The 20212-nt window shown below is 69.7% G+C and carries 11 protein-coding genes, 5 tRNA genes and 1 riboswitch; of the genes, 9 read left to right on the plus strand and 7 right to left on the minus strand.

What is annotated here, in order from left to right; genetic code table 11:
- Window positions 1-72 precede the first annotated feature (72 nt).
- The 5 genes from hrpA to ABTX18_RS14605 all read right to left on the minus strand — a co-directional run bounded on the left by hrpA (window position 73) and on the right by ABTX18_RS14605 (window position 6089).
- Window positions 73-3993 (minus strand): ATP-dependent RNA helicase HrpA, encoded by a 3921-nt coding sequence (hrpA, locus tag ABTX18_RS14585; protein WP_352123045.1) that lies wholly within the window; start codon window positions 3991-3993, stop codon window positions 73-75.
- A gap of 153 nt (window positions 3994-4146) precedes the next feature.
- Window positions 4147-4220 (minus strand) — tRNA-Phe (locus tag ABTX18_RS14590).
- Window positions 4221-4243: 23 nt separating this feature from the next.
- Window positions 4244-4318 (minus strand) — tRNA-Asp (locus tag ABTX18_RS14595).
- A 36-nt stretch (window positions 4319-4354) separates the two neighbouring features.
- Window positions 4355-4427, minus strand: a tRNA-Glu gene (locus tag ABTX18_RS14600).
- Between the two features lie 177 nt (window positions 4428-4604).
- Window positions 4605-6089, minus strand: a complete 1485-nt coding sequence (locus ABTX18_RS14605) for a metallophosphoesterase family protein (protein ID WP_352123046.1) — start codon at window positions 6087-6089, stop codon at window positions 4605-4607.
- A 198-nt stretch (window positions 6090-6287) separates the two neighbouring features.
- On the opposite strand from ABTX18_RS14605, the gene ABTX18_RS14610 reads away from it, so the two are divergent.
- From ABTX18_RS14610 to ABTX18_RS14635, 6 genes are all read left to right on the plus strand, one after another.
- A complete protein-coding gene (locus ABTX18_RS14610; protein ID WP_352123047.1) occupies window positions 6288-6638 on the plus strand; it encodes a metallopeptidase family protein in 351 nt (116 codons plus the stop codon).
- 614 nt (window positions 6639-7252) lie between these two features.
- On the plus strand, window positions 7253-7828 hold the full coding sequence (locus tag ABTX18_RS14615) for a hypothetical protein (RefSeq protein WP_352123048.1): 576 nt from the start codon (window positions 7253-7255) through the stop codon (window positions 7826-7828).
- 211 nt (window positions 7829-8039) lie between these two features.
- Window positions 8040-10277 carry a DEAD/DEAH box helicase gene (locus ABTX18_RS14620; protein WP_503061141.1) on the plus strand — a complete coding sequence of 746 codons (2238 nt, stop codon included), beginning with the start codon at window positions 8040-8042 and terminating at the stop codon, window positions 10275-10277.
- Between the two features lie 234 nt (window positions 10278-10511).
- Window positions 10512-13598: an FG-GAP-like repeat-containing protein gene (locus ABTX18_RS14625; RefSeq protein ID WP_352123050.1), complete on the plus strand. Its 3087-nt coding sequence runs from the start codon at window positions 10512-10514 to the stop codon at window positions 13596-13598.
- Between the two features lie 105 nt (window positions 13599-13703).
- Window positions 13704-15311: an amino acid permease gene (locus tag ABTX18_RS14630; RefSeq protein WP_352123051.1), complete on the plus strand. Its 1608-nt coding sequence runs from the start codon at window positions 13704-13706 to the stop codon at window positions 15309-15311.
- Between the two features lie 91 nt (window positions 15312-15402).
- Window positions 15403-15476: transfer RNA gene (locus ABTX18_RS14635), tRNA-Lys, on the plus strand.
- A gap of 308 nt (window positions 15477-15784) precedes the next feature.
- Here ABTX18_RS14635 and ABTX18_RS14640 read toward each other — a convergent pair.
- Window positions 15785-16195 (minus strand): SHOCT domain-containing protein, encoded by a 411-nt coding sequence (locus tag ABTX18_RS14640; protein WP_352123052.1) that lies wholly within the window; start codon window positions 16193-16195, stop codon window positions 15785-15787.
- Between the two features lie 103 nt (window positions 16196-16298).
- Window positions 16299-16667 carry a hypothetical protein gene (locus ABTX18_RS14645; protein WP_352123053.1) on the minus strand — a complete coding sequence of 123 codons (369 nt, stop codon included), beginning with the start codon at window positions 16665-16667 and terminating at the stop codon, window positions 16299-16301.
- A 423-nt stretch (window positions 16668-17090) separates the two neighbouring features.
- On the opposite strand from ABTX18_RS14645, the gene ABTX18_RS14650 reads away from it, so the two are divergent.
- The 3 genes from ABTX18_RS14650 (at window position 17091) to ABTX18_RS14660 (ending at window position 20206) form a co-directional block, all read left to right on the plus strand.
- A tRNA-Met gene (locus ABTX18_RS14650) sits at window positions 17091-17164 on the plus strand.
- Window positions 17165-17356: 192 nt separating this feature from the next.
- Window positions 17357-18538 (plus strand): PP2C family protein-serine/threonine phosphatase, encoded by a 1182-nt coding sequence (locus ABTX18_RS14655; protein ID WP_352123054.1) that lies wholly within the window; start codon window positions 17357-17359, stop codon window positions 18536-18538.
- Between the two features lie 329 nt (window positions 18539-18867).
- Window positions 18868-19022: riboswitch (cyclic di-AMP (ydaO/yuaA leader) on the plus strand.
- An 11-nt stretch (window positions 19023-19033) separates the two neighbouring features.
- Window positions 19034-20206, plus strand: a complete 1173-nt coding sequence (locus ABTX18_RS14660) for a M23 family metallopeptidase (protein WP_352123055.1) — start codon at window positions 19034-19036, stop codon at window positions 20204-20206.
- Window positions 20207-20212: the final 6 nt, after the last annotated feature.

The raw sequence follows: 20212 nt of genomic DNA on the forward strand, positions 1-20212 counted from the left end.
AGGGTGCGGTCGACCTCACTCCCGGTGCCGGAGCCGCTACACGAACCGCTCCGTCCGAGGCCGCCGGGCGCCCTACGGGGCGGCGGCGTCGATCGCCTTCACGATCCGCTTGTCGGAGACGGGGAACGCGGTGCCGAGCGCGTGCGCGAAGTAGCTGACCCGCAGCTCCTCGATCATCCAGCGGATGTCCAGGACCTCCTGCGGTACGGGCCTGCCCTGCGGCAGTTGCTCCAGCAGCCAGGCGTACTCGTCCTGCATCTCGTGGACCTTCTCCATGCGCGTGGTGTCGCGCTGGACGTTCGTCGGCATCTGCTGGAGCCGGCGGTCCTCGGCGACCAGGTAGCGCATCAGGTCGGGCAGTCTGCGCAGCCCGGTCAGGGTGACGAAGCCGGGCGGTACGAGACGGGCGAGGTGGTCCCGTACATCCGTGACGTTGTTGATCAGGACCAGGCTGTTGGTGGACTTCAGCCGGCGCTCGCAGGCCTGCCAGGCCGCCAGGATCTGCTGGACCTGGCCGATCGTACGGACGGTCAGGTCCACCAGGTCGGCGCGCACCTTGTCGTACAGCTTCCGGAAAGACGCCTCGTCCCAGGCGGGTCCGCCGTGGGCGGCGATCAGCCGGTCGGCGGCCGCCGTCGCGCAGTCGTCGAAGAGCGCCTGGATGGAGCCGTGCGGGTTGCGGGACAGGGCCAGCTTCTGCTGGTTCGTCAGCTTGTCCGAGGCGAACTTCGCCGGATTCACCGGGATGTTCAGCAGGATCAGCTTCCGGGTGCCCCGCCACATCGCCTGCTGCTGCTCGGCCTCGGTGTCGAAGAGCCGTACGGCCACGGTCTCGCCCTGGTCGACGAGGGCAGGGAAGGCCTTGACCGGCTGCCCCGCCCGACGCGTCTCGAACACCCGGTCCAGCGTGCCGATCGTCCAGTCCGTGAGGTTCGAGCGCTCGATGGACTCCCCGGTAGGCCCTGCGGTCGCCGCGGCGGCCTGGGAGAGGGCCTGGCGGGCCTTGGGGCGCAGCTGGACCCGCAGCGCCTCCAGGTCCTTGTCCTCGGCGACCTTGCGGCGCCGCTCGTCGACCACCCGGAAGGTGATCTTCAGGTGGTCCGGTACCCGGCTCAGGTCGAAGTCGTCCGCGGTGACGGGCACGCCGACCATCCGCTGGAGCTCACGGGCCAGCGTCACCGGCAGCGGCTCCTGGAGCGGTACGGCCCGGTCCAGGAACTTGTCCGCGTAGTTCGGCGCGGGGACGTAGTGCCGGCGGATCGGCTTGGGCAGGGAACGGATCAGCTCGGTGACCACTTCCTCGCGCAGGCCCGGAATCTGCCAGTCGAAGCCCTCGGACGTGACCTGGTTGAGCACCTGGAGCGGGATGTGGACGGTCACACCGTCGGCGTCCGCGCCGGGCTCGAACTGGTACGTCACCCGGAACTTGAGCTTCCCCTGCCGCCAGGAGTCCGGGTAATCGTCCTTGGTGACGGCCCCGGCCTTCTCGTTGATGAGCATCGAACGCTCGAAGTCCAGCGCGTCCGGCTCGTCCTTGCGCTTGTGCTTCCACCACGAGTCGAAGTGCGCGCCCGAGACGACGTGTTCGGGGATGCGCTGGTCGTAGAAGTCGAAGAGCGTCTCGTCGTCCACGAGGATGTCGCGGCGCCGGGCGCGGTGCTCCAACTCCTCGACCTCGCCGAGGAGTTTGCGGTTGTCGTGGAAGAACTGGTGGTGTGTGCGCCAGTCGCCCTCGACCAGCGCGTTGCGGATGAACAGGTCGCGCGAGGCCTCTTGGTCGATCCGGCCGAAATTGACCTTGCGCTGCGCCACGACGGGCACGCCGTAGAGCGTGACCCGTTCGTACGCCATCACCGCCGCCTGGTCCTTCTCCCAGTGCGGCTCGCTGTAGGTGCGCTTCAGCAGGTGCTGGGCCAACGGTTCGATCCACTCCGGCTCGACCCGCGCGTTGACCCGCGCCCACAGCCGGGACGTCTCGACCAGCTCGGCCGACATCACGAACCGCGGCTGCTTCTTGAAGAGCGCCGACCCGGGGAAGATCGCGAACTTGGCGCTGCGGGCGCCGAGGTACTCGTTCTTCTCGGTGTCCTTCAGCCCGATGTGCGAGAGCAGTCCGGCCAGCAGAGAGGTGTGCACCGACTGCTCCGGCGCGTCGTCCTCATTGAGCTCGATGCCCATCTGCTTGGCGACCGTGCGCAACTGCGCGTAGATGTCCTGCCATTCGCGGATGCGCAGGAAGTTCAGGTACTCCTGCTTGCACATCCGGCGGAAGCTGGAGGAGCCGCGCTCCTTCTGCTGCTCACGGATGTAGCGCCACAGATTCAGGAACGCCAGGAAGTCCGACGTCTCGTCCTTGAACCGGGCGTGCTGCTGATCGGCCTGCGTCTGCTTCTCGGACGGCCGCTCGCGCGGGTCCTGGATGGAGAGCGCGGAGGCGATGACCATGACCTCGCGGACGCAGCCGTTCCGGTCGGCTTCGATGACCATACGGGCGAGCCGCGGGTCCACGGGCAGCTGCGAGAGCTTGCGGCCGAGCGGGGTGAGCCGCTTCTTCGGGTCCTTCTCCTCCGGATCCAATGCGCCCAGCTCCTGCAGGAGCTGCACGCCGTCGCGGATGTTGCGGTGGTCCGGCGGGTCGATGAAGGGGAACTTCTCGATGTCGCCGAGACCGGCCGCGGTCATCTGCAGGATGACGGAAGCCAGGTTCGTACGGAGGATCTCCGGGTCCGTGAACTCCGGGCGGGTCAGGAAGTCGTCCTCGGAGTACAGCCGGATGCAGATGCCGTCGGACGTACGGCCGCAGCGGCCCTTGCGCTGGTTGGCGCTGGCCTGCGAGATCCGCTCGATCGGCAGCCGCTGGACCTTGGTGCGGTGGCTGTAGCGGGAGATACGGGCGTTGCCCGGGTCGATCACGTACTTGATGCCCGGAACGGTCAGCGAGGTCTCGGCGACGTTCGTCGCGAGCACCACCCTGCGGCCGGTGTGGCGCTGGAACACGCGGTGCTGCTCGGCGTGCGAGAGGCGTGCGTAGAGGGGGAGCACCTCGGTATGCCTGAGATTGCGCTTGCCGAGCGCGTCGGCCGTGTCGCGGATCTCCCGTTCCCCGGAGAGGAAGACCAGGACATCGCCCGGCCCCTCCGTCTGGAGCTCGTCGACGGCGTCGCAGATCGCGGTGATCTGGTCGCGGTCGGAGTCCTCGCTGTCCTCCTCCAGGAGCGGGCGGTACCGCACCTCCACGGGGTACGTACGCCCGCTGACTTCCACGATCGGGGCCTCGCCGAAGTGGCGTGCGAAGCGCTCCGGGTCGATGGTCGCCGAGGTGATGACGACCTTCAGATCGGGGCGCTTGGGCAGCAGCCGGGCCAGATAGCCGAGCAGGAAGTCGATGTTCAGCGACCGCTCGTGGGCCTCGTCGATGATGATCGTGTCGTACGCGAGCAGCTCGCGGTCCGTCTGGATCTCGGCGAGCAGGATGCCGTCCGTCATCAGCTTGACGAAGGTCGCGTCCGGGTTGACCTGGTCGGTGAAGCGGACCTTCCAGCCGACCGCCTCGCCCAGCGGAGTCTTCAGCTCCTCGGCGATCCGCTCGGCGACCGTGCGCGCCGCGATCCGGCGCGGCTGGGTGTGGCCGATCATGCCGCGGACGCCACGGCCCAGCTCCATGCAGATCTTGGGGATCTGGGTGGTTTTGCCGGAGCCGGTCTCACCGGCGACGATCACGACCTGGTGGTCGCGTATCGCCTCCAGGATCTCGTCCTTCTTCTGGCTGACGGGCAGCTGTTCGGGGTACGAGAGGACAGGCATCCGCCCGGCCCTCAGCGCGAGCCGCCCGGCTGCCTTCGTGGCCTGGGCCGCGATCTCGTCCAGCACGGCCTGCTGGGCCTCGGGCTTGCGAATGCGCCGCGCGCCTTCGAGGCGGCGGCCGAGCCGGTGCGCGTCGCGGAGGGGCAGCTGCGCGAGCTGGGACTGGAGATCGGCGAAGGAAGTAGACATACGGGTCCCAGGATCTCACCCGGGTGCGAGGAACGGCGAACGTATTTCGCGCGGCCTCGGTCACGCGGCCTGGTTCACGCGGACCGGACACGTGCGCGAACACGTGCGCGAACACGGCAAAGGCCCCGTCCACCGGACGGGGCCTTCGAAGAGTGGCTGGGGCCGGGATCGAACCGGCGACCTATCGCTTTTCAGGCGATCGCTCGTACCAACTGAGCTACCCAGCCACGCAGCTCACAAAGGGCTGCAGCGGTCCTGACGGGATTTGAACCCGCGGCCTCCACCTTGACAGGGTGGCGAGCACTCCAAACTGCTCCACAGGACCAAGCTTTGTGCGACTAAGTGTCGCACAGGTTGTGCGTGCCCCCAACGGGATTCGAACCCGTGCTACCGCCTTGAAAGGGCGGCGTCCTGGGCCACTAGACGATGAGGGCAGAACTGCTGGTACAGCTTGCTTCTGCGTCTGTCGCCCGAAGGGAAAGTGAGAAGCGTGCGACTCCGCTTCCCCTCGAAAGGTTCCGCTTCTCCTTCAACCCCTTGAGGTTTCGGGACGGCCGAGCCGCGACCGGCGCCCTTGGGCACGTCGGAGACTGTACACGTGGGTTTCGGTGTCAGCCAAACCGAATAGGGGAGGGCGTTGCGTCGGGCCGGCTCTCCTCCGGCAGATGGCGGCTGACCTCGGCGGTCGTCAGGCCGAGGCCGCCCAGGGTGATCTCGTCCCAGGCCTGCAGCCGGCGGGTGGAGCGGTCCAGATAGAGCACCGAGGCGAGCACCTGCTCGGGCTTCTTGTTCTGTACGGCCCGCAGCCCGCCGCCCCCCGTGGAGCCCTCGACCATCAGCCGCGTACCGCCCTTCATCAGCTCGTTCTGCCGGTGGTGCACATGGCCGGCCAGGACGAGCGGAACCGTGCCGTCCGTCTGCCGGGCCGCCTCCGGTTCGTGGGTCACGGCGATGTCGGCCGGTGTGCCGGCCCGCAGCCCGCCGCGCAGCGCGGCGGCGAGCCGCCCGCCGGCCGCCCGCTCGACCCCCTCGGCCTGCTCCGGGCCCGTGCGGTCCGGGGTGAACTCGGGGTCCCCCATGCCCGCCACCCGCAGGCCGCCGACGTCCACCGCGCGGCCCTCGTCCAATACGTGCACGTTCCGGAAGCGCTTCTTCCCCTCCAGGTACTTCTGCGTCACCGCCGAGTCGTGGTTGCCGCGGACCCAGACGTAGGGCGCGCCCAGGTCGGCGATCGGGTCGAGGAAGCTGTTCTCCACGGCCGTGCCGTGATCCATCGTGTCGCCGGAGTCGATGATCACGTCGATGTCGTACTGCTCGACGAGCGAGCCGATGATGTGCCACGCCGCCGGGTTGAGGTGGATGTCGGAGACGTGCAGGACGCGGAGCGTGGCGGGGTTCGGGCTGTACACCGGGAGCGTCGAGGTGGCGTCGTACAGCTTGGTGACGTTGGTGACCAGCCGGGCGAGTTCCTGCTGGTAGACGTCGAAGTCGGTGACGATCGAGCGGGCGTCGCCGACGACGGAGGGGGCGCTGGAGAGCAGCCCGGAGAACTTCGGCTCCAGGACGGACTCCGGGTTCCAGGTGGCGTACGCGCTCACGCCCGAGGCGGTCAGCAGCGCGAGCGCGAGCCCTCCCGCGGCCAGGGCGCGCCGGGGCCTGCGGTAGACGGCGAGGCCGAGGGCGGTGGCCCCGGAAACGACCGCGACACAGGAACGCACGGCGAGCTCGCGGGCACCGGTGCCGACATCTCCGCCGACTTCGGCCTCCAGACCGGCAAGCCGCTCGGGGTGCTGGACCAGCGCCTCGGAGCGGACCGGGTCGAGGCGGTCGATGTCCACGTCCAGCCGGACGGGGGCGTGATGCGAATCCAGTTCCAGGGCGCCGAGCGGCGACACGTTGATCTTGGTGCCGCCGCTGAGGGAGGGCCGCAGGGTCATCGTCGTGTCCATCGGGCCCACGGGCGTACGGACGCTGCCGACGACCAGCAGCCCCAGCCAGGCGCCGAACAGCACGACGGCGACGAGACCGAGCGCGCGGACGAACGGCCGCGGCGAGGTGCTCGGGAGCGGGCTCAGGAGGTGCCGGACGCGGGCCATTGGGCGCGTATGCCCCGGCGGTGGGGCGGATATGCGCGTGCGCCCCGGCGGCGAGGCGGATACGCGCGTGCGCCCCGGCGGCGAGGCGGATACGCGCGTGCGCCCCGGCGGCGAGGCGGATACGCGCGTGCGCCCCGGCGGCGAGGCGGATACGCGGACACCGGGGCGCGTCCGGTGGGCGTACGTGACAATGGCCGGGTGCTGGAGATGACGCGGGAAGCGTTCGAGGAACTGGTCGGCGAGGCGCTGGACCGGATCCCGCCGGAGCTCACCCGGCTGATGGACAACGTCGCGGTGTTCGTCGAGGACGAACCGGAGTCCGATGATCCGGACCTGCTGGGGCTCTACGAAGGCACGCCGCTGACTGAGCGCGGTGAGTGGTACGCGGGCGTCCTGCCGGACCGGATCACCATCTACCGGGGGCCGACGCTGCGGATGTGCGAGTCGCGCGAGGACGTCGTGGCCGAGACGGAGATCACGGTCGTGCACGAGATCGCCCACCACTTCGGCATCGACGACGAGAGGCTGCATGCGCTGGGCTACGGGTGACTCGGTGCGGGGGTCCGTGGCGCGGGGTTCCGTCCTCAAGCGCCGGACGGGCTTGGTGCGGGTCCCCTCGCGGGGCGCGGGTGCGCCACGCCGGTGGGTGGGGGTGGGGTCCCTCCGGGGAGACTCCTCAGAAATGGCATGTGCGGCCGGGTGCGGAAACGACCCGAGTCGTACGCCATTTCCTGCGGGGACTCCCCTGCACGCCCCCACCCAGCCGTCTTGCGTGTGAACGCCCGGTGGATCGACTGTCGCAGACGCCAGACGGCCGGGTCCGGGGGCGTGCAGGGGAGTCCCCGCAGGACGACGAACATCGACCCGGGTCCATCACGTACCCGCGGAACGTTCGTCGTTTGAGGAGACGCCCCGGAGGGACCCCGGACCCCCACCCACCGGGCAGGGGCGCCCGCACCGGCGGGGCAAGCCGCACCACTCCAAGCCCGTCATGGGGGTCCCCCCATGCCCTTAAGGCTATGGGGGGGATTGAGGACGGAACCCCGCGCCCCGGCACGGGGCAACCGCAAAGGCGCGGCCACCCCGTAGGGACCCGTGTCCACGGCGGGGCGGGGGGAGTTGGGCACAGCGCCCGTCCTTCTTCGCGCCCCCCGGAGGCCCCCGTGCGCCAGTTGCCCGTAACCGTCCGTTGGATGGCCGTCACCGCGGTGACGCTCGCCGCGTCCACCGGCTGCATGAGCATCGGCTCCGACGGCGGGAAGCCGGCGCCCTCCGGGTCCGCCGCACCGAAGGGCGCGGTGGCCGAGCCGGACGGGTCCACGGTGGCCGGGACGGGCCGGGCCCGTACGGGGGGCGGCGCCGGGGCGCACGCCGAACGGAGGGCTGGCCCTTCCGCCGACCCGAGCGCCTCCGCCGCCCCCTCCGGCAGCCCCCGCCCGGAATCGGGCCGGTCCGGCCCGGCGAAGGGCGGCCACCCGGCGCCACAGACACCCTCGGGGCCGGGGGCCCCCGCGCAGCCGGAACCGCCCGCCGCATCCGACCCGGGCCCCGCCCCCGAGAGCCCGCAGCCGACGGCTCCACCGGAGCCCGATCCGGGCCCCTCCGATCCGGCGCCACCGGTGCCACCCGCGCCCTCCGCCTCGCCGGCCGCTCAGCTCCGTAACGGCGCGATGGGCGCGCCGGGCGCCGTCTACGCGCTGCGGACTCCGGAGGCATCACCGCAGGTGGGACCGGCCTGAAGGGGTGGTCGGGAGGGGGTGGGTTGCGTAATGGGGGGAAGAGTGCGTATGGTTATAGATCGTTTGATCCCATTGCCCGGCGCCGACACAGAAGAGCGCCGTGTGGCGCGTACTCTCCCTTGCCGTGGCTGGACCGCATTGAGGCGGTCGAAATTGCGAAAACACGGAGTTACGGGCGCGTGCCGAGACTCCGAGAGGTTTCGCATTTCGCATGTCAATTTCCAGTTCTGACCACACCGTCATGCCCGAGAACGTCGAGAACACCATCGAGAGCGCCGAGCTCATCGAGGTCGCCGAGGCCGTCGTCGAGGCCGTTGCCGTCGAGACCGACGCCCCTCTGGCCGTGGAGGCCGACGCCGACGCGGCGGACGCCGAGCCGACCATCACGTTCGCCGAGCTGGGCCTGCCCGAGGGCATCGTCCGCAAGCTCGCGCAGAACGGTGTGACCGCACCCTTCCCGATCCAGGCGGCGACCATCCCGGACGCCCTGGCCGGCAAGGACATCCTCGGCCGCGGTCGTACCGGCTCCGGCAAGACGCTCTCCTTCGGTCTGCCGACCCTGACGGCGCTGGCCGGTGGGCACACCGAGAAGAAGAAGCCCCGCGCGATCATCCTCACCCCGACGCGTGAGCTCGCGATGCAGGTCGCGGACGCGCTGCAGCCGTACGGCGACGTGCTCGGCCTGAAGATGAAGGTCGTCTGCGGCGGTACGTCGATGGGCAACCAGATCTACGCGCTGGAGCGCGGTGTCGATGTCCTCGTCGCCACCCCGGGCCGGCTGCGCGACATCATCAACCGGGGCGCCTGCTCCCTGGAGAACGTCCAGGTCGCCGTCCTCGACGAGGCCGACCAGATGTCCGACCTGGGCTTCCTGCCCGAGGTCACCGAGCTGCTCGACCAGATCCCCGGCGGCGGCCAGCGCATGCTCTTCTCCGCCACCATGGAGAACGAGATCGGCACCCTGGTCAAGCGCTACCTGAGCAACCCGGTCACCCACGAGGTCGACTCCGCCCAGGGCAACGTCTCGACCATGTCGCACCACGTCCTCGTCGTGAAGCCGAAGGACAAGGCGCCGGTCACCTCCGCCATCGCCGCCCGCAAGGGCCGGACGATCATCTTCGTCCGCACCCAGCTGGGCGCCGACCGCATCGCCGAGCAGCTCATCGAGGCCGGCGTCAAGGCGGACGCACTGCACGGCGGCATGACGCAGGGTGCCCGTACCCGCGTGCTCGAGGACTTCAAGAAGGGCTTCGTCAACGCGCTCGTCGCGACCGACGTCGCCGCCCGCGGTATCCACGTCGACGGCATCGACCTGGTCCTGAACGTGGACCCGGCCGGTGACCACAAGGACTACCTGCACCGCTCGGGCCGTACCGCCCGTGCCGGCAAGTCCGGTGTGGTCGTCTCGCTGGCGCTGCCGCACCAGCGTCGCCAGATCTTCCGCCTGATGGAGGACGCGGGCGTCGACGCGTCCCGTCACATCGTCCAGGGCGCGGGCGTCTTCGAGCCGGAGGTCGCCGAGATCACCGGTGCCCGTTCGCTCACCGAGGTCCAGGCCGACTCCGCGAACAACGCCGCCAAGCAGGCGGAGCGCGAGGCCGCCGACCTGACCAAGCAGCTGGAGCGCATCCAGCGCCGTGCCGTGGAGCTGCGCGAGGAGGCCGACCGCCTGGTCGCCCGCGCCGCACGCGAGCGGGGCGACGACCCCGAGGCAGCGGTGGCCGAGGTCGCCGCCGAGGCGGAGGCCGCACTGCTGGCCGCCACCTCCGTGCCGGAGCAGCAGGCTGCGCGCGAGGAGCGTCGCGACGACCGCGGCAACTTCGAGCGCCGGGACAACCGCGGCGGCGGCGACCGCGGTGGTTACCGTGGCGGCAACGACCGTACCGGCGAGCGCAGCGGCCGTCCGGCCGGCAGCAGCGGCTACCGCGGCAGCAGCGACCGTCCGTCGTTCCGCGGCAGCAACGACCGTCGCGAGGACCGTCCGGTCGGTGGCGGCTTCCGCTCCGGTGGCGGTGACCGTCGTGACGACCGTGGCGGCCGTCCCTTCGAGCGTCGTGACAACGACCGCCCGTCGTTCAACCGCGACCGTCGTGACGAGCGTCCCTCGGGCGGCTTCCGCTCCGGTGGCGGTGACCGTCGCGACGACCGTGGCGGCCGTCCCTTCGAGCGTCGCGACAACGACCGCCCGTCGTTCAACCGCGACAACGACCGTCCGTCGTTCAACCGCGACCGTCGTGACGACCGCCCGGCCGGTGGCTTCCGCTCCGGCGGCGACCGTCCGGTCAACCGCGACCGTCGTGACGACCGCCCGGCCGGCGGCTTCCGCTCCGGCGGCAGCGACCGCCCGACCGGCCGCCGCGACGACCACCGCGGTGGCACCGGCACGGGTACCGGCACCGGTACCTTCGGCCGCCGCGACGACAAGCCGCGCTGGAAGCGCAACGGCTGATCGTCCGTAGGTCTTTGACCTGATGAAGCGGGCCCGTCCTTCCTGGACGGGCCCGCTTTTCTTTTCGCTCACGTCACATGCGGAACGGATGTTACAGTCCGGCGACTTTGATGTGGGGGCCATGAGCCATGGGGGCGGGGGGCCGGTGCCGGTCGCTGTCAGTGGCGGCTGAGCGCGGACACGCATACCGGCGCGATCCCCGTATCGCAGGCCGATTCCTGGGGAGGGACTGCCTTGGCACGTTTTCTGCGCGGCCGTACGACCGTGATGACTCTGGTGGCGCTTGCGGTGGGCCTTGGCCCGATGCCTACCGCGAACGCGGAGGCTCCGCCCACCGAGATCGTGATTCCGCCGACCATGCGCACCACACCCTCTTCGGCCGGCGGAGTACACAGCGCGGGCAGCACGGGCTTTCTCCACGCGGACACCGATTCGAGCAGAACCTTTCTGGAGTGGACCACTTACGGCGGCGAGACACGCCCGGTCGAGGGCACCGAGGGCATGGGGGTGCCCGCCCCGGTCGAATACCGCGGCGCGGATTCGGACGTAGTGGCGCTGCGGGCGCCGGGCAGTTCCGATGTTCTCCTGCGCGACATGGCAACCGGAGCGTCGTGGCACATCACGATTCCGGCGGGTCAGGAGTACTACATGACCCTCGGGGACACCGTGGTGACCAAGGTCCCGGCGACGCAGAGCAGCTATGTGAGCGAAATACATCTGCTGCGAGCCGATCAGGGTGCGACCGTGGACCGGAAGGTGACCGGACTTCCGGAGGGTGCGAACTTCCTGACGGGAAAGCGGGGCAGCGCGCAGGGACTCCTGGTGTATGTCAGTGTGCCGGGCCAGAACCTGATCAACGGCTGGGTGGATCTTGCCACGGCCCATCTCGAACTGCTGCCCATCCGTTTTGCCGACGCGGTGGTCGCTGACGGCTATCTCCTGACCCGGGAGGTAGCGGGCATAGGCATGAACGCCATCGGGCATCTCTCCGCCCCTGAGCGAGTGGTCGCCCGGCCTCAGAAGGGCGCGCGGATCATCGGCTTCGCCGGGGACGCGCTTATCGTCGGGCGCTACGACCCCGCCTACGGCGAGAAAATGCAGGACGAGTCCCAGTGGCGGATCTCCGCTGTCCCGTTCGACGGCACGGCCGAGTACGAACTCGTCGCCCGGGCGAACGTGGACACTGTGGCGATCCGTCCCGGTGGGGGGCTGATACTCAACGGTGGCTCCTCGGCCCTGGACTACGGACTCGTATCCATCACCGCGGATAGTGTGGGCAAGCCCCGGGTGGATCTCCTCCACCCGATCGCACCCGTACAGATGGTCGTCCACGACCTCCTGATCGATCAGGGACAGGTCACCACGGTGGAGCGCGGAGACGGCCGTACCGCGGTCTACACCCGGGATCTCGTAGCGGACTCACCCGGCTACGGCCCCCGCGTCGATCGAGGCAGTTTCCAGAAGCCGTTGGAGAACTGCGACTGGCCGGGACGCAGTATCTACTGCCCCCCACTCGTCGCGACGGGAGACGGAAGGGTTGTCTACGACAGCACGCAGGCCGACGGCAGCGACGCGGTGGCTGTGGTGAACAGGGGTGCCGGGTATCCCGCTGCGGCGGAGGTGAAGACGGGACTGGTTCCCACGCAGGACGGGAGGGCGGGCATCGATGGCGCCTCCGGCAACCTGGTTCTCGTGACGGGGCAGTCAGCGGCCGGTGCCATGGAGACCCGGGTCATCGACATCGACACGGGCACGGTGATCGACAAGAGGCCGGTATCTGTCAGCGCGTTGTGGGGCAGCTCGCTCTGGACGCTGGCCAGAACCTTCCCTGCCGGGAATCTGGAGGTGACGGGCAAGGACCTGTCCACCGGAGCCAACGTGGCGACCTCGACCATCAAGGAGGGCTGCAGCGATCTGAGCGATCTTCAGGTGCGGGGCGAGTGGATTTACTGGAGCTGCTACATCCTTGACGTCGGGACGGCCTCGGGCGTCCTCAACATACGGACCGGAACGAACACGCGCCTTCCCGTCACGGGGCCCGCCCAACTCGGTGACGGAGGTGTGGTCGTCGACACCTTCCAGTCGAAGCGCTACGACGTGCACACCGGCTCGGTCCTGGTGACACCTCTCGGTGGTGGGCGAAGCGCGCTGGACCCGCGTTCCGGTGACATCGCGGTCCACACGAACTCCGGTACCCGTGTGCTGCACGAGGGCCTCCCCGCCGCTCCTTTGACCTCTCCGTACCGATCGGTGTCCGCCACGGCCGACACGGACAGCACTCCCGTTGCCTGGCGCGGTACGTGGTGGCTGACGGAACCGGCCGCGTCATGGACGTTGACGCTCCGCAACAAGGTGACGGGGCAGACCGTGGCCACCCGCTCGGGCGGGGCTGTTGCGTACTCCGTCTCCGCTACGTGGGACGGGCGGTCCGCGGACGGGGGCTACCTGCCCAACGGCCCGTACACGTGGACGCTGACGGCGAAGCCTGCCGACGGGCAGGGAGCGGATCTGCGCACTACCGGCACAATGAACGTCGTCGGTGGGTCGGCGGTGCCGCGCGACTTCGTGAAGCGTGACGGTGTCGGTGACCTGCTGGCGTTCACCTCTGCCGGAGTCGCTGACTTCCGGGCCGGTACGGGCACAGGCTCGGTGGATGCGAAGGTGTCGGGTTCGGGCTGGACGGGTGCGAACACCGTGACGGCGGCGGTGCCGTTCGGCGATGTGAACGGCGACCGGTGCAATGACGTGCTGGTGCGGGTGAAGAGTGGTGAGCTGCGGGCGTACAAGCCGTCGTGCGGCGCCGCGTTGAAGCCGACGACCGCGTTCACGAGGGTGGGTCTTGGCTGGAACATCTACGACGCCCTCACCTCGCCGGGTGACCTGACCGGGGACGGCCGGGCGGACGTGCTCGCCCGGGAGACGTCGACCGGATACCTGTACCTGTACGAGCAGACGAGCGCCGGTGCGTTCAAGGCGCGCGTCAAGATCGGTACGGGCTGGAAGGGCTACCTGCTGGCCGGTGCCGGTGACCTGAACGGTGATGGCAGGGGTGACCTGCTGGCCCGGGACGCGGCCGGGGTGTTGTGGCGGTACGCCGGGACCGGCAAGGGCACGCTGGCGGCCCGGGTGAAGGTCGGTGCCGGTTGGCAGGTCTACAACTCGCTCGTCGGTGTGGGCGATGTGAGCGGTGACGGCAAGGCCGATCTCCTCGCCCGTGACACGGCCGGCGTGTTGTGGTCCTACCGGGGCGACGGCAAGGGGCTGTTCGGGTACCGGGCGAAGGTCGGTGGCGGCTGGCAGATGTACTCCAGGCTCTACTGACGCAGGCGCGGTCCGCCTCTTCCCAAGAGGACGCGACGCGCTCGGCCGTCATACCGGTCCGCGTCCGACGCATGTCGTGCCCCCGGCGAGGGAATCGCTGGGGGCATGACAAGCAACCCACCTGGAGCGCCTTCCGAACAACCGTCCCCAGTCACCCCACAGAGCCTGTCGAAGCCTGGGTCCAGCACAACGTCCCCGCCCGCCACTTCGGCCCCTTCCGCCCCACCCCCCGGCTCCGACGAGGCGCGGCTGGCCGAGCTGGGCTACACGCAGGTCCTCGCCCGCCGGATGTCCGCCTTCTCCAACTACGCGGTCTCGTTCACGATCATCTCGGTGCTCTCCGGCTGCCTCACGCTCTACCTGTTCGGCATGAACACAGGTGGTCCCGTCCTGATCACCTGGGGCTGGGTCGGCGTCGGACTGATGACGCTGTTCGTCGGGCTGGCGATGGCCGAGATCTGCTCGGCGTACCCGACGTCCGCAGGCCTGTACTTCTGGGCCCACCGGCTGGCCCCGCCCCGCTCGGCGGCCGCGTGGGCGTGGTTCACCGGCTGGTTCAACGTGCTGGGCCAGGTCGCCGTGACCGCCGGGATCGACTTCGGGGCGGCGTCGTTCCTCGGCGCCTATCTGAACCTCCAGTTCGACTTCGAGGTCACCCCCGGCCGCACGATCCTCCTCTTCGCCGCGATCCTGCTGCTGCACGGCCTCCTGAACACGTTCGGCGTGCGCATCGTCGCGGTCCTCAACAGCGTCAGCGTCTGGTGGCACGTGCTCGGCGTCGCCGTCATCGTCGGCGCGCTGACCTTCGTACCCGATTCGCATCAGTCGGCGTCGTTCGTCTTCACCGAGTTCGTGAACAACACCGGGTGGGGCAGCGGCTTCTACGTGGTGATGATCGGGCTGCTGATGGCGCAGTACACCTTCACCGGCTACGACGCCTCCGCCCACATGACCGAGGAGACGCACGACGCCGCGACGGCCGGACCGCGCGGCATCGTCCAGTCCATCTGGACCTCCTGGATCGCCGGATTCGTTCTCCTCCTCGGCTTCACCTTCGCCATCCAGTCGTACGACGGAGCCCTGGCCTCCCCGACCGGCGCACCGCCCGCCCAGATCCTCCTCGACGCCCTGGGCGCCACCACGGGCAAGCTGCTGCTCCTCGTGGTGATCGGCGCCCAGCTCTTCTGCGGGATGGCGTCCGTGACCGCCAACAGCCGGATGATCTACGCGTTCTCCCGGGACGGCGCCCTGCCCTTCTCCAGGGTCTGGCACACGGTGAGCCCCCGCACCCGCACGCCCGTGGCCGCGGTGTGGCTGGCCGCCGTCGCCGCGCTGGCCCTGGGCCTTCCGTACCTGATCAACCTCACCGCGTACGCGGCCGTCACCTCGATCGCGGTCATCGGCCTCTACATCGCCTACGTCATCCCGACCCTGCTCCGTCTTCTGCGCGGCGACGACTTCCGTCCCGGCCCCTGGCACCTGGGCCGCTGGTCCCGTCCGATCGGCATCGTCGCGGTGGTGTGGGTCGTGGTCATCACCGTGCTCTTCATGCTGCCCCAGCTCTCGCCCGTCACCTGGGAGACCTTCAACTACGCCCCGGTCGCCGTCCTGGTGGTCCTGGGTTTCGCCGCGACCTGGTGGTTCGCCTCGGCCCGTCACTGGTTCCTCAACCCCGATCACAAACGCACGATCGCCCGCAACGCCTCCCGCTGAACGAGGCCGCTGCCACGACGACGTGGCCCGGCAACCGATACCCGATCGGCGGCCGGGCCACGGCGGGCTATGCTCGGGGGTGATTCGCCGAGGGCCGTTAGCTCAATTGGTCAGAGCAGCGGACTTTTAATCCGTTGGTTGTGGGTTCGAGTCCCACACGGCCTACGCGAAGCAGGGCGGGGAAACCCCATCTGACCTGCAACTTAGCGCCTCGACTGGTCCCATCCGGTCGGGGCGCTTCGTCGTTCCGGGCCCTCGGGTGCGTCGGCAGCGCACTCGGCGCCGGAGGGGGCAGTGTTGTTGATCAACAAGCCCGGGCAGGTCGCCACTCGATGGTGTCCTGGATACGCCTCAGCGCCTCGGCCGGGAATGGGTCTCCTCCGACGAAGGACGCGGGCGTGGCACATCGGGGAAGCCCCGCCCGCGTCGTTCTCTCGCCCCGCCGGCGTCGTTCTCTCGCCGTACGGGAGTAGTCAGACGAGGAGCTTCGTCTTCGCCCGCTGGTACTCCTCTTCCGTGATCGCGCCCTTGTCCTTGAGGTCCGCGAGCTTGGACAGGTCCTCTACGTGGCTGCCCTTCGGTGAGCCGTGCGCGTCGGAGGTGCCCGCCGCGTCTCTCACGTACGCCTTGAAGGCCGCGTCGCGTTCCTTGGCGTCCTTCGCGTCACGCGTTCCCATGGATTTGCCCCGGGCGATCACGTAGACCAGCACGCCCACGAACGGCAGTACCAGCGTCACGATCAGCCAGCCCGCCTTGGCCCATCCGCCCAGGTCGTCACTGCGGAAGATGTCCATGATGACCCGGAACAGCAGGAACAGCCACATGATCCAGAGAAAGAACCAGAGCATGGTCCAGAAGAGGTTGAGCAGGGGGTAGTCGTCCATCGTCCACTCCAGGCACCGCGTCGAATGACTGAATCCGAAATCAGTCATATCACCGCATTTATGCCTTCGCCTGTTGGAGTTGCAGGCGGTGTGGAGTACGCCGCTACTTCTCCGGTACGGGGGCTGCGCCCGGCGCCTCGGCCGGGACCGTGTCGGTGGACCGCTCTGCGGGCTCGGCCGGCTGCGGGGTCGCGGGCGTGCCGGTGACCGCTGCCGCGCGTGCGTTCGCTGCGGTCTTCCGGTTGTGCGCCAGGATTCCGATGAAGCCGGCGAGGAACCCGCTGATCAGGCCCGATATCGCGTGGTTGATCGCGTTGGCCGATTCGCTGTCCGGGAGGCCGACGGCGGCGTAGTTCACCACCGCGCTCATCACCGCACCGATGAGACCGCCGATGACGCCGCTGATGACGGCGCCGCGTACGGGCGAGGGCGAGGTGGCCGGGGCGGGAGTGGGCGTGAGCGGTGCGGTCATCGTCGAGGGCCCTCCAGACAGGCTGCGATGAGAGACCGGGAGCGCTTTCGGGGCGCGGCGAGTGCGCGCTCCGGGCCTGCTCGCACGGGCAGCCCACCGGTCCGGGGGATGCAGCAGTTACCTTGCGGCAGAACACGTGTTCCTCGCAACACCTTCGTGGTTTCTACACGTTGAACGGTCACCGGAGGTCGCCCGCGCCGGGGACGGTCGCGCGCGGCTCTCAAAAGGGGCGGCAGAGCTGGTTTGTTGTGGCTTGGTGACGCAGAACAGCCCGCTCGCAGCGTGCGGTTGGTGAGTCGGGTGCCTTCCAGGTGCCCTCGGCCGGGGCGCGGGCAGCGGGCCGGGGCGCACACGGCCTGCGGGGGGCGTGCGCGCCGGGTGGTCATGAGTCCCTCGAACATGCCGTAGAGTTGTGTTTACCGACGCGGGGTGGAGCAGCTCGGTAGCTCGCTGGGCTCATAACCCAGAGGTCGCAGGTTCAAATCCTGTCCCCGCTACTGAAGACTCAGGCCCGGCACGCATACAGCGTGCCGGGCCTGAATCGTTTGTGGCGCCGTCGGCCCGCCGGGCCGGTCGGTGCGGGAGCCGCATGCCGCGTACGTACCCCCATTGGCCGACGAGGAGTCGCCACGCGACCCCGCTGCGGGAAGCCTGGGGGTGGTGGTACGCGGTACCGTCCGCGGCCGTGGATGTACCGGGCAGGAGATCAGCAGGTGGGGAAGCGGGAGAAGCGGCGGCTCAGACGTGGCGGAGGGGTGCGGACCCGCCGGTTCGTCCGGGTGCTGCCTGGGCTGATGATCGTCGGAGGCGTGCTGTTCGACGTCCTGAGCCCGCCCGAGTTCACCGCCATCCCCCTGTACGCGGCTGCCCCGCTGATCGCCGCACCGTTCGCCTCGCTGGCCGGCACCGTCCGTGCCGGGGTCGCCGCGCTGCTGGCGGTCGTCGGGCTGCGGGCCTACAGCGGCACCCTGCTCCAGGTCGTGCCCGCCATCGAACTGGTCACCGTCCTCACCGTCTCCGTGCTCGCGGTCGTGATCAACGGGGTCGTGCGGCGCGGCAACGAGCAGCTGGCCTCGGCCCGTGTCATCGCGGAGACCGCCATGCGTGCCGTGCTGCCGACGCCGTCCGAGCGGATCGGCGGGCTGCATGTGGCCGCGCGGTACGAGGCGGCGCAGGCGGACGAGTTCGTCGGCGGTGACCTGTTCTCGGTGACGGACTCCCCGCAGGGCGTGCGGCTCGTGGTCGGGGACGTGCGGGGCAAGGGGCTGGACGCCGTGGAGGCGGTGGCCGTGGTCATCGGGGCCTTCCGGGAGGCGGCGGAGCAGGAGGAGACGCTGGAGGGTGTGGCGCAGCGGCTGGAGCGGGCGCTGGCGCGGGAGTCGGACCGGCGCGGTGGCCTCGACGCGTTCGAGGGGTTCGTCACCGCCGTGCTCGCGGAGATCCAGCCGGGTGCGGCGCGGGCGCGGATCGTCAACCGCGGCCACCCCGAGCCGCTGCTGCTGCACACCGACGGGGTGGTGGAGGTGCTCGGTCCTTCGATGCCCGCGCTGCCGCTGGGGATGGGTCTGGGGGAGTGGCCGGACCGGGCCGACGAGTGGGACCTGCCTCCCGGCGCGACGCTCCTCCTCTATACGGACGGCCTCTCCGAGGCCCGTAACGCCGAAGGCGTCTTCTACGACCCCGCCGAGCGGCTACGGGGACGGATCTTCCCGGGGCCCGACGAGCTGCTCTCCGCGCTGACCGATGACGTACGGCTGCACACGGGTGGCGAGTCGACGGACGACATGGCGCTGCTCGCGGTCGTACGGCCCACCGAGGGCCAGCCCGACCGGCGCAGGACCGTGAAGATCGTCGGCCTGGGCGGCGGATGAGCCGGAGGTCCGCCGAGGCGGCCGTGCGCGGCGGATGAGCCGGAGGTCCGTTGGGCGGGAGTGGAGTGGGGTGGGAAGCGGGTGGCGGCCTTGATGCCATGCCACCGTCCGTAACCGAAGCGCATCACTCCGCATAACATGTGACGCAACGTCAGGAACTGACCGGTAGCTGAGGCGCGATCAACTCGTCCGATTCCACCCGGTTGTGTCCCGTAAAGTCCAGGCCAAGGGCGTGAACGATCAGTGGGAACAGCTTGGAATCGGACCCCGGTGTCTATTAACGTTCGATAACGCAGCGCGGTTGTCCCAGCCGCCGTCAGTGGCGGCACCGTGCGCGAGCGCCGAATTCCGCAAGGGAACCGGGGAACCACCTACATGGGGTGAATCGGGTGTCTCTGTCTTGTCCCACGAGACGGAGAACCCGTAGGAGACCTTCCTGCTCCGAACCCGTCAGCTAACCCGGTAGGCGAGAAGGAAGGAAAGGAGTGCGCCCCCGTGGCGTCCAACAAGCCTGCCCCCGAAGCTCCCTCCCGGTTCGGGTCCGAGTACGGCGATGACTTCGCGCCCCGGCCCGCCACCGCTTTCGGTACGGAGTACGGAACCGACTACGCGACCGACCACGGGACCGATCGGGGCAGCGTCTTCGGAAACGACTTCCGCGCCGACGAGGCCGGGTCCGAGCGGACCTGGGAGGAATGGAACCCCACCGAGGAGTCCGTCCGCCCCGTGCGCGGCAAGCACCGCGTCGCCAAGCAGCGCAATGGTCTGGCCCGCAGCTCCACCGTCCTCGGCGTCGGCGTCATCGCGGCCGTCGGTGCGGGTGGCATGGCCACCGCCCAGAGCAAGCCGCCGGTCTCCATTTCTCTTCCCGATTCCCTCGCGGACAACCTCCCCGACGCCAAGTCCCTTCCGGGCGTCGGCGCGCTGTTCTCGGGCGAGGAGTCCGAATCCGCAGCGGAGAAGACGGCGGCCGCGACCTCTGCCGCCCCGCTGACCACCGCCGGCATCACCACCGCCGAGGCCGAGCAGGGCACCACCGACGCCGGTGAGGCCCTCCGCGCCCGCATCCTCCAGCAGGCCGAGCAGCAGCAGGACGCCGCCGACGCCGAGGTCAAGGCCGCCGCGGAGAAGGCGGCCGCCGAAAAGGCCGCCGCCGAGGCGAAGAAGCAGCAGGACGCCGCCGAGGCCAAGATCGCCGCCGAGAAGAAGAAGGCGGCGGAGGAGGCGGCGAAGAAGGCGGAGGCCCTGCGGCTGGCCAAGCTCGCCGCCAGCTACGCCATCCCCACCTCCTCGTACACGATCACCTCGACCTTCGGCGAGGCAGGATCGATGTGGTCCTCCGGCTACCACACCGGTCTCGACTTCGCGGCGCCGACCGGTACACCGATCAAGGCCGTCCACAGCGGGACGGTCAAGTCGGCCGGCTACTCCGGTTCCTACGGCTACCGCACGGTCCTCGAGCTCGAGGACGGCACCGAGGTGTGGTTCTGCCACCAGTCCTCGATCGACGTGAGCATCGGCCAGAAGGTCACGACGGGCGACACCATCGGACGCGTCGGCGCGACCGGCAACGTGACCGGCCCGCACCTCCACCTGGAGGTCCACACCCCGGACGGCACCGGTATCGACCCGATGGCCTGGCTGCGCGCCCGTGGCCTGACGGTCTGAGACCGT

The sequence above is a fragment of the Streptomyces sp. NPDC096323 genome (assembly GCF_040302845.1).
Lineage (GTDB): Bacteria > Actinomycetota > Actinomycetes > Streptomycetales > Streptomycetaceae > Streptomyces.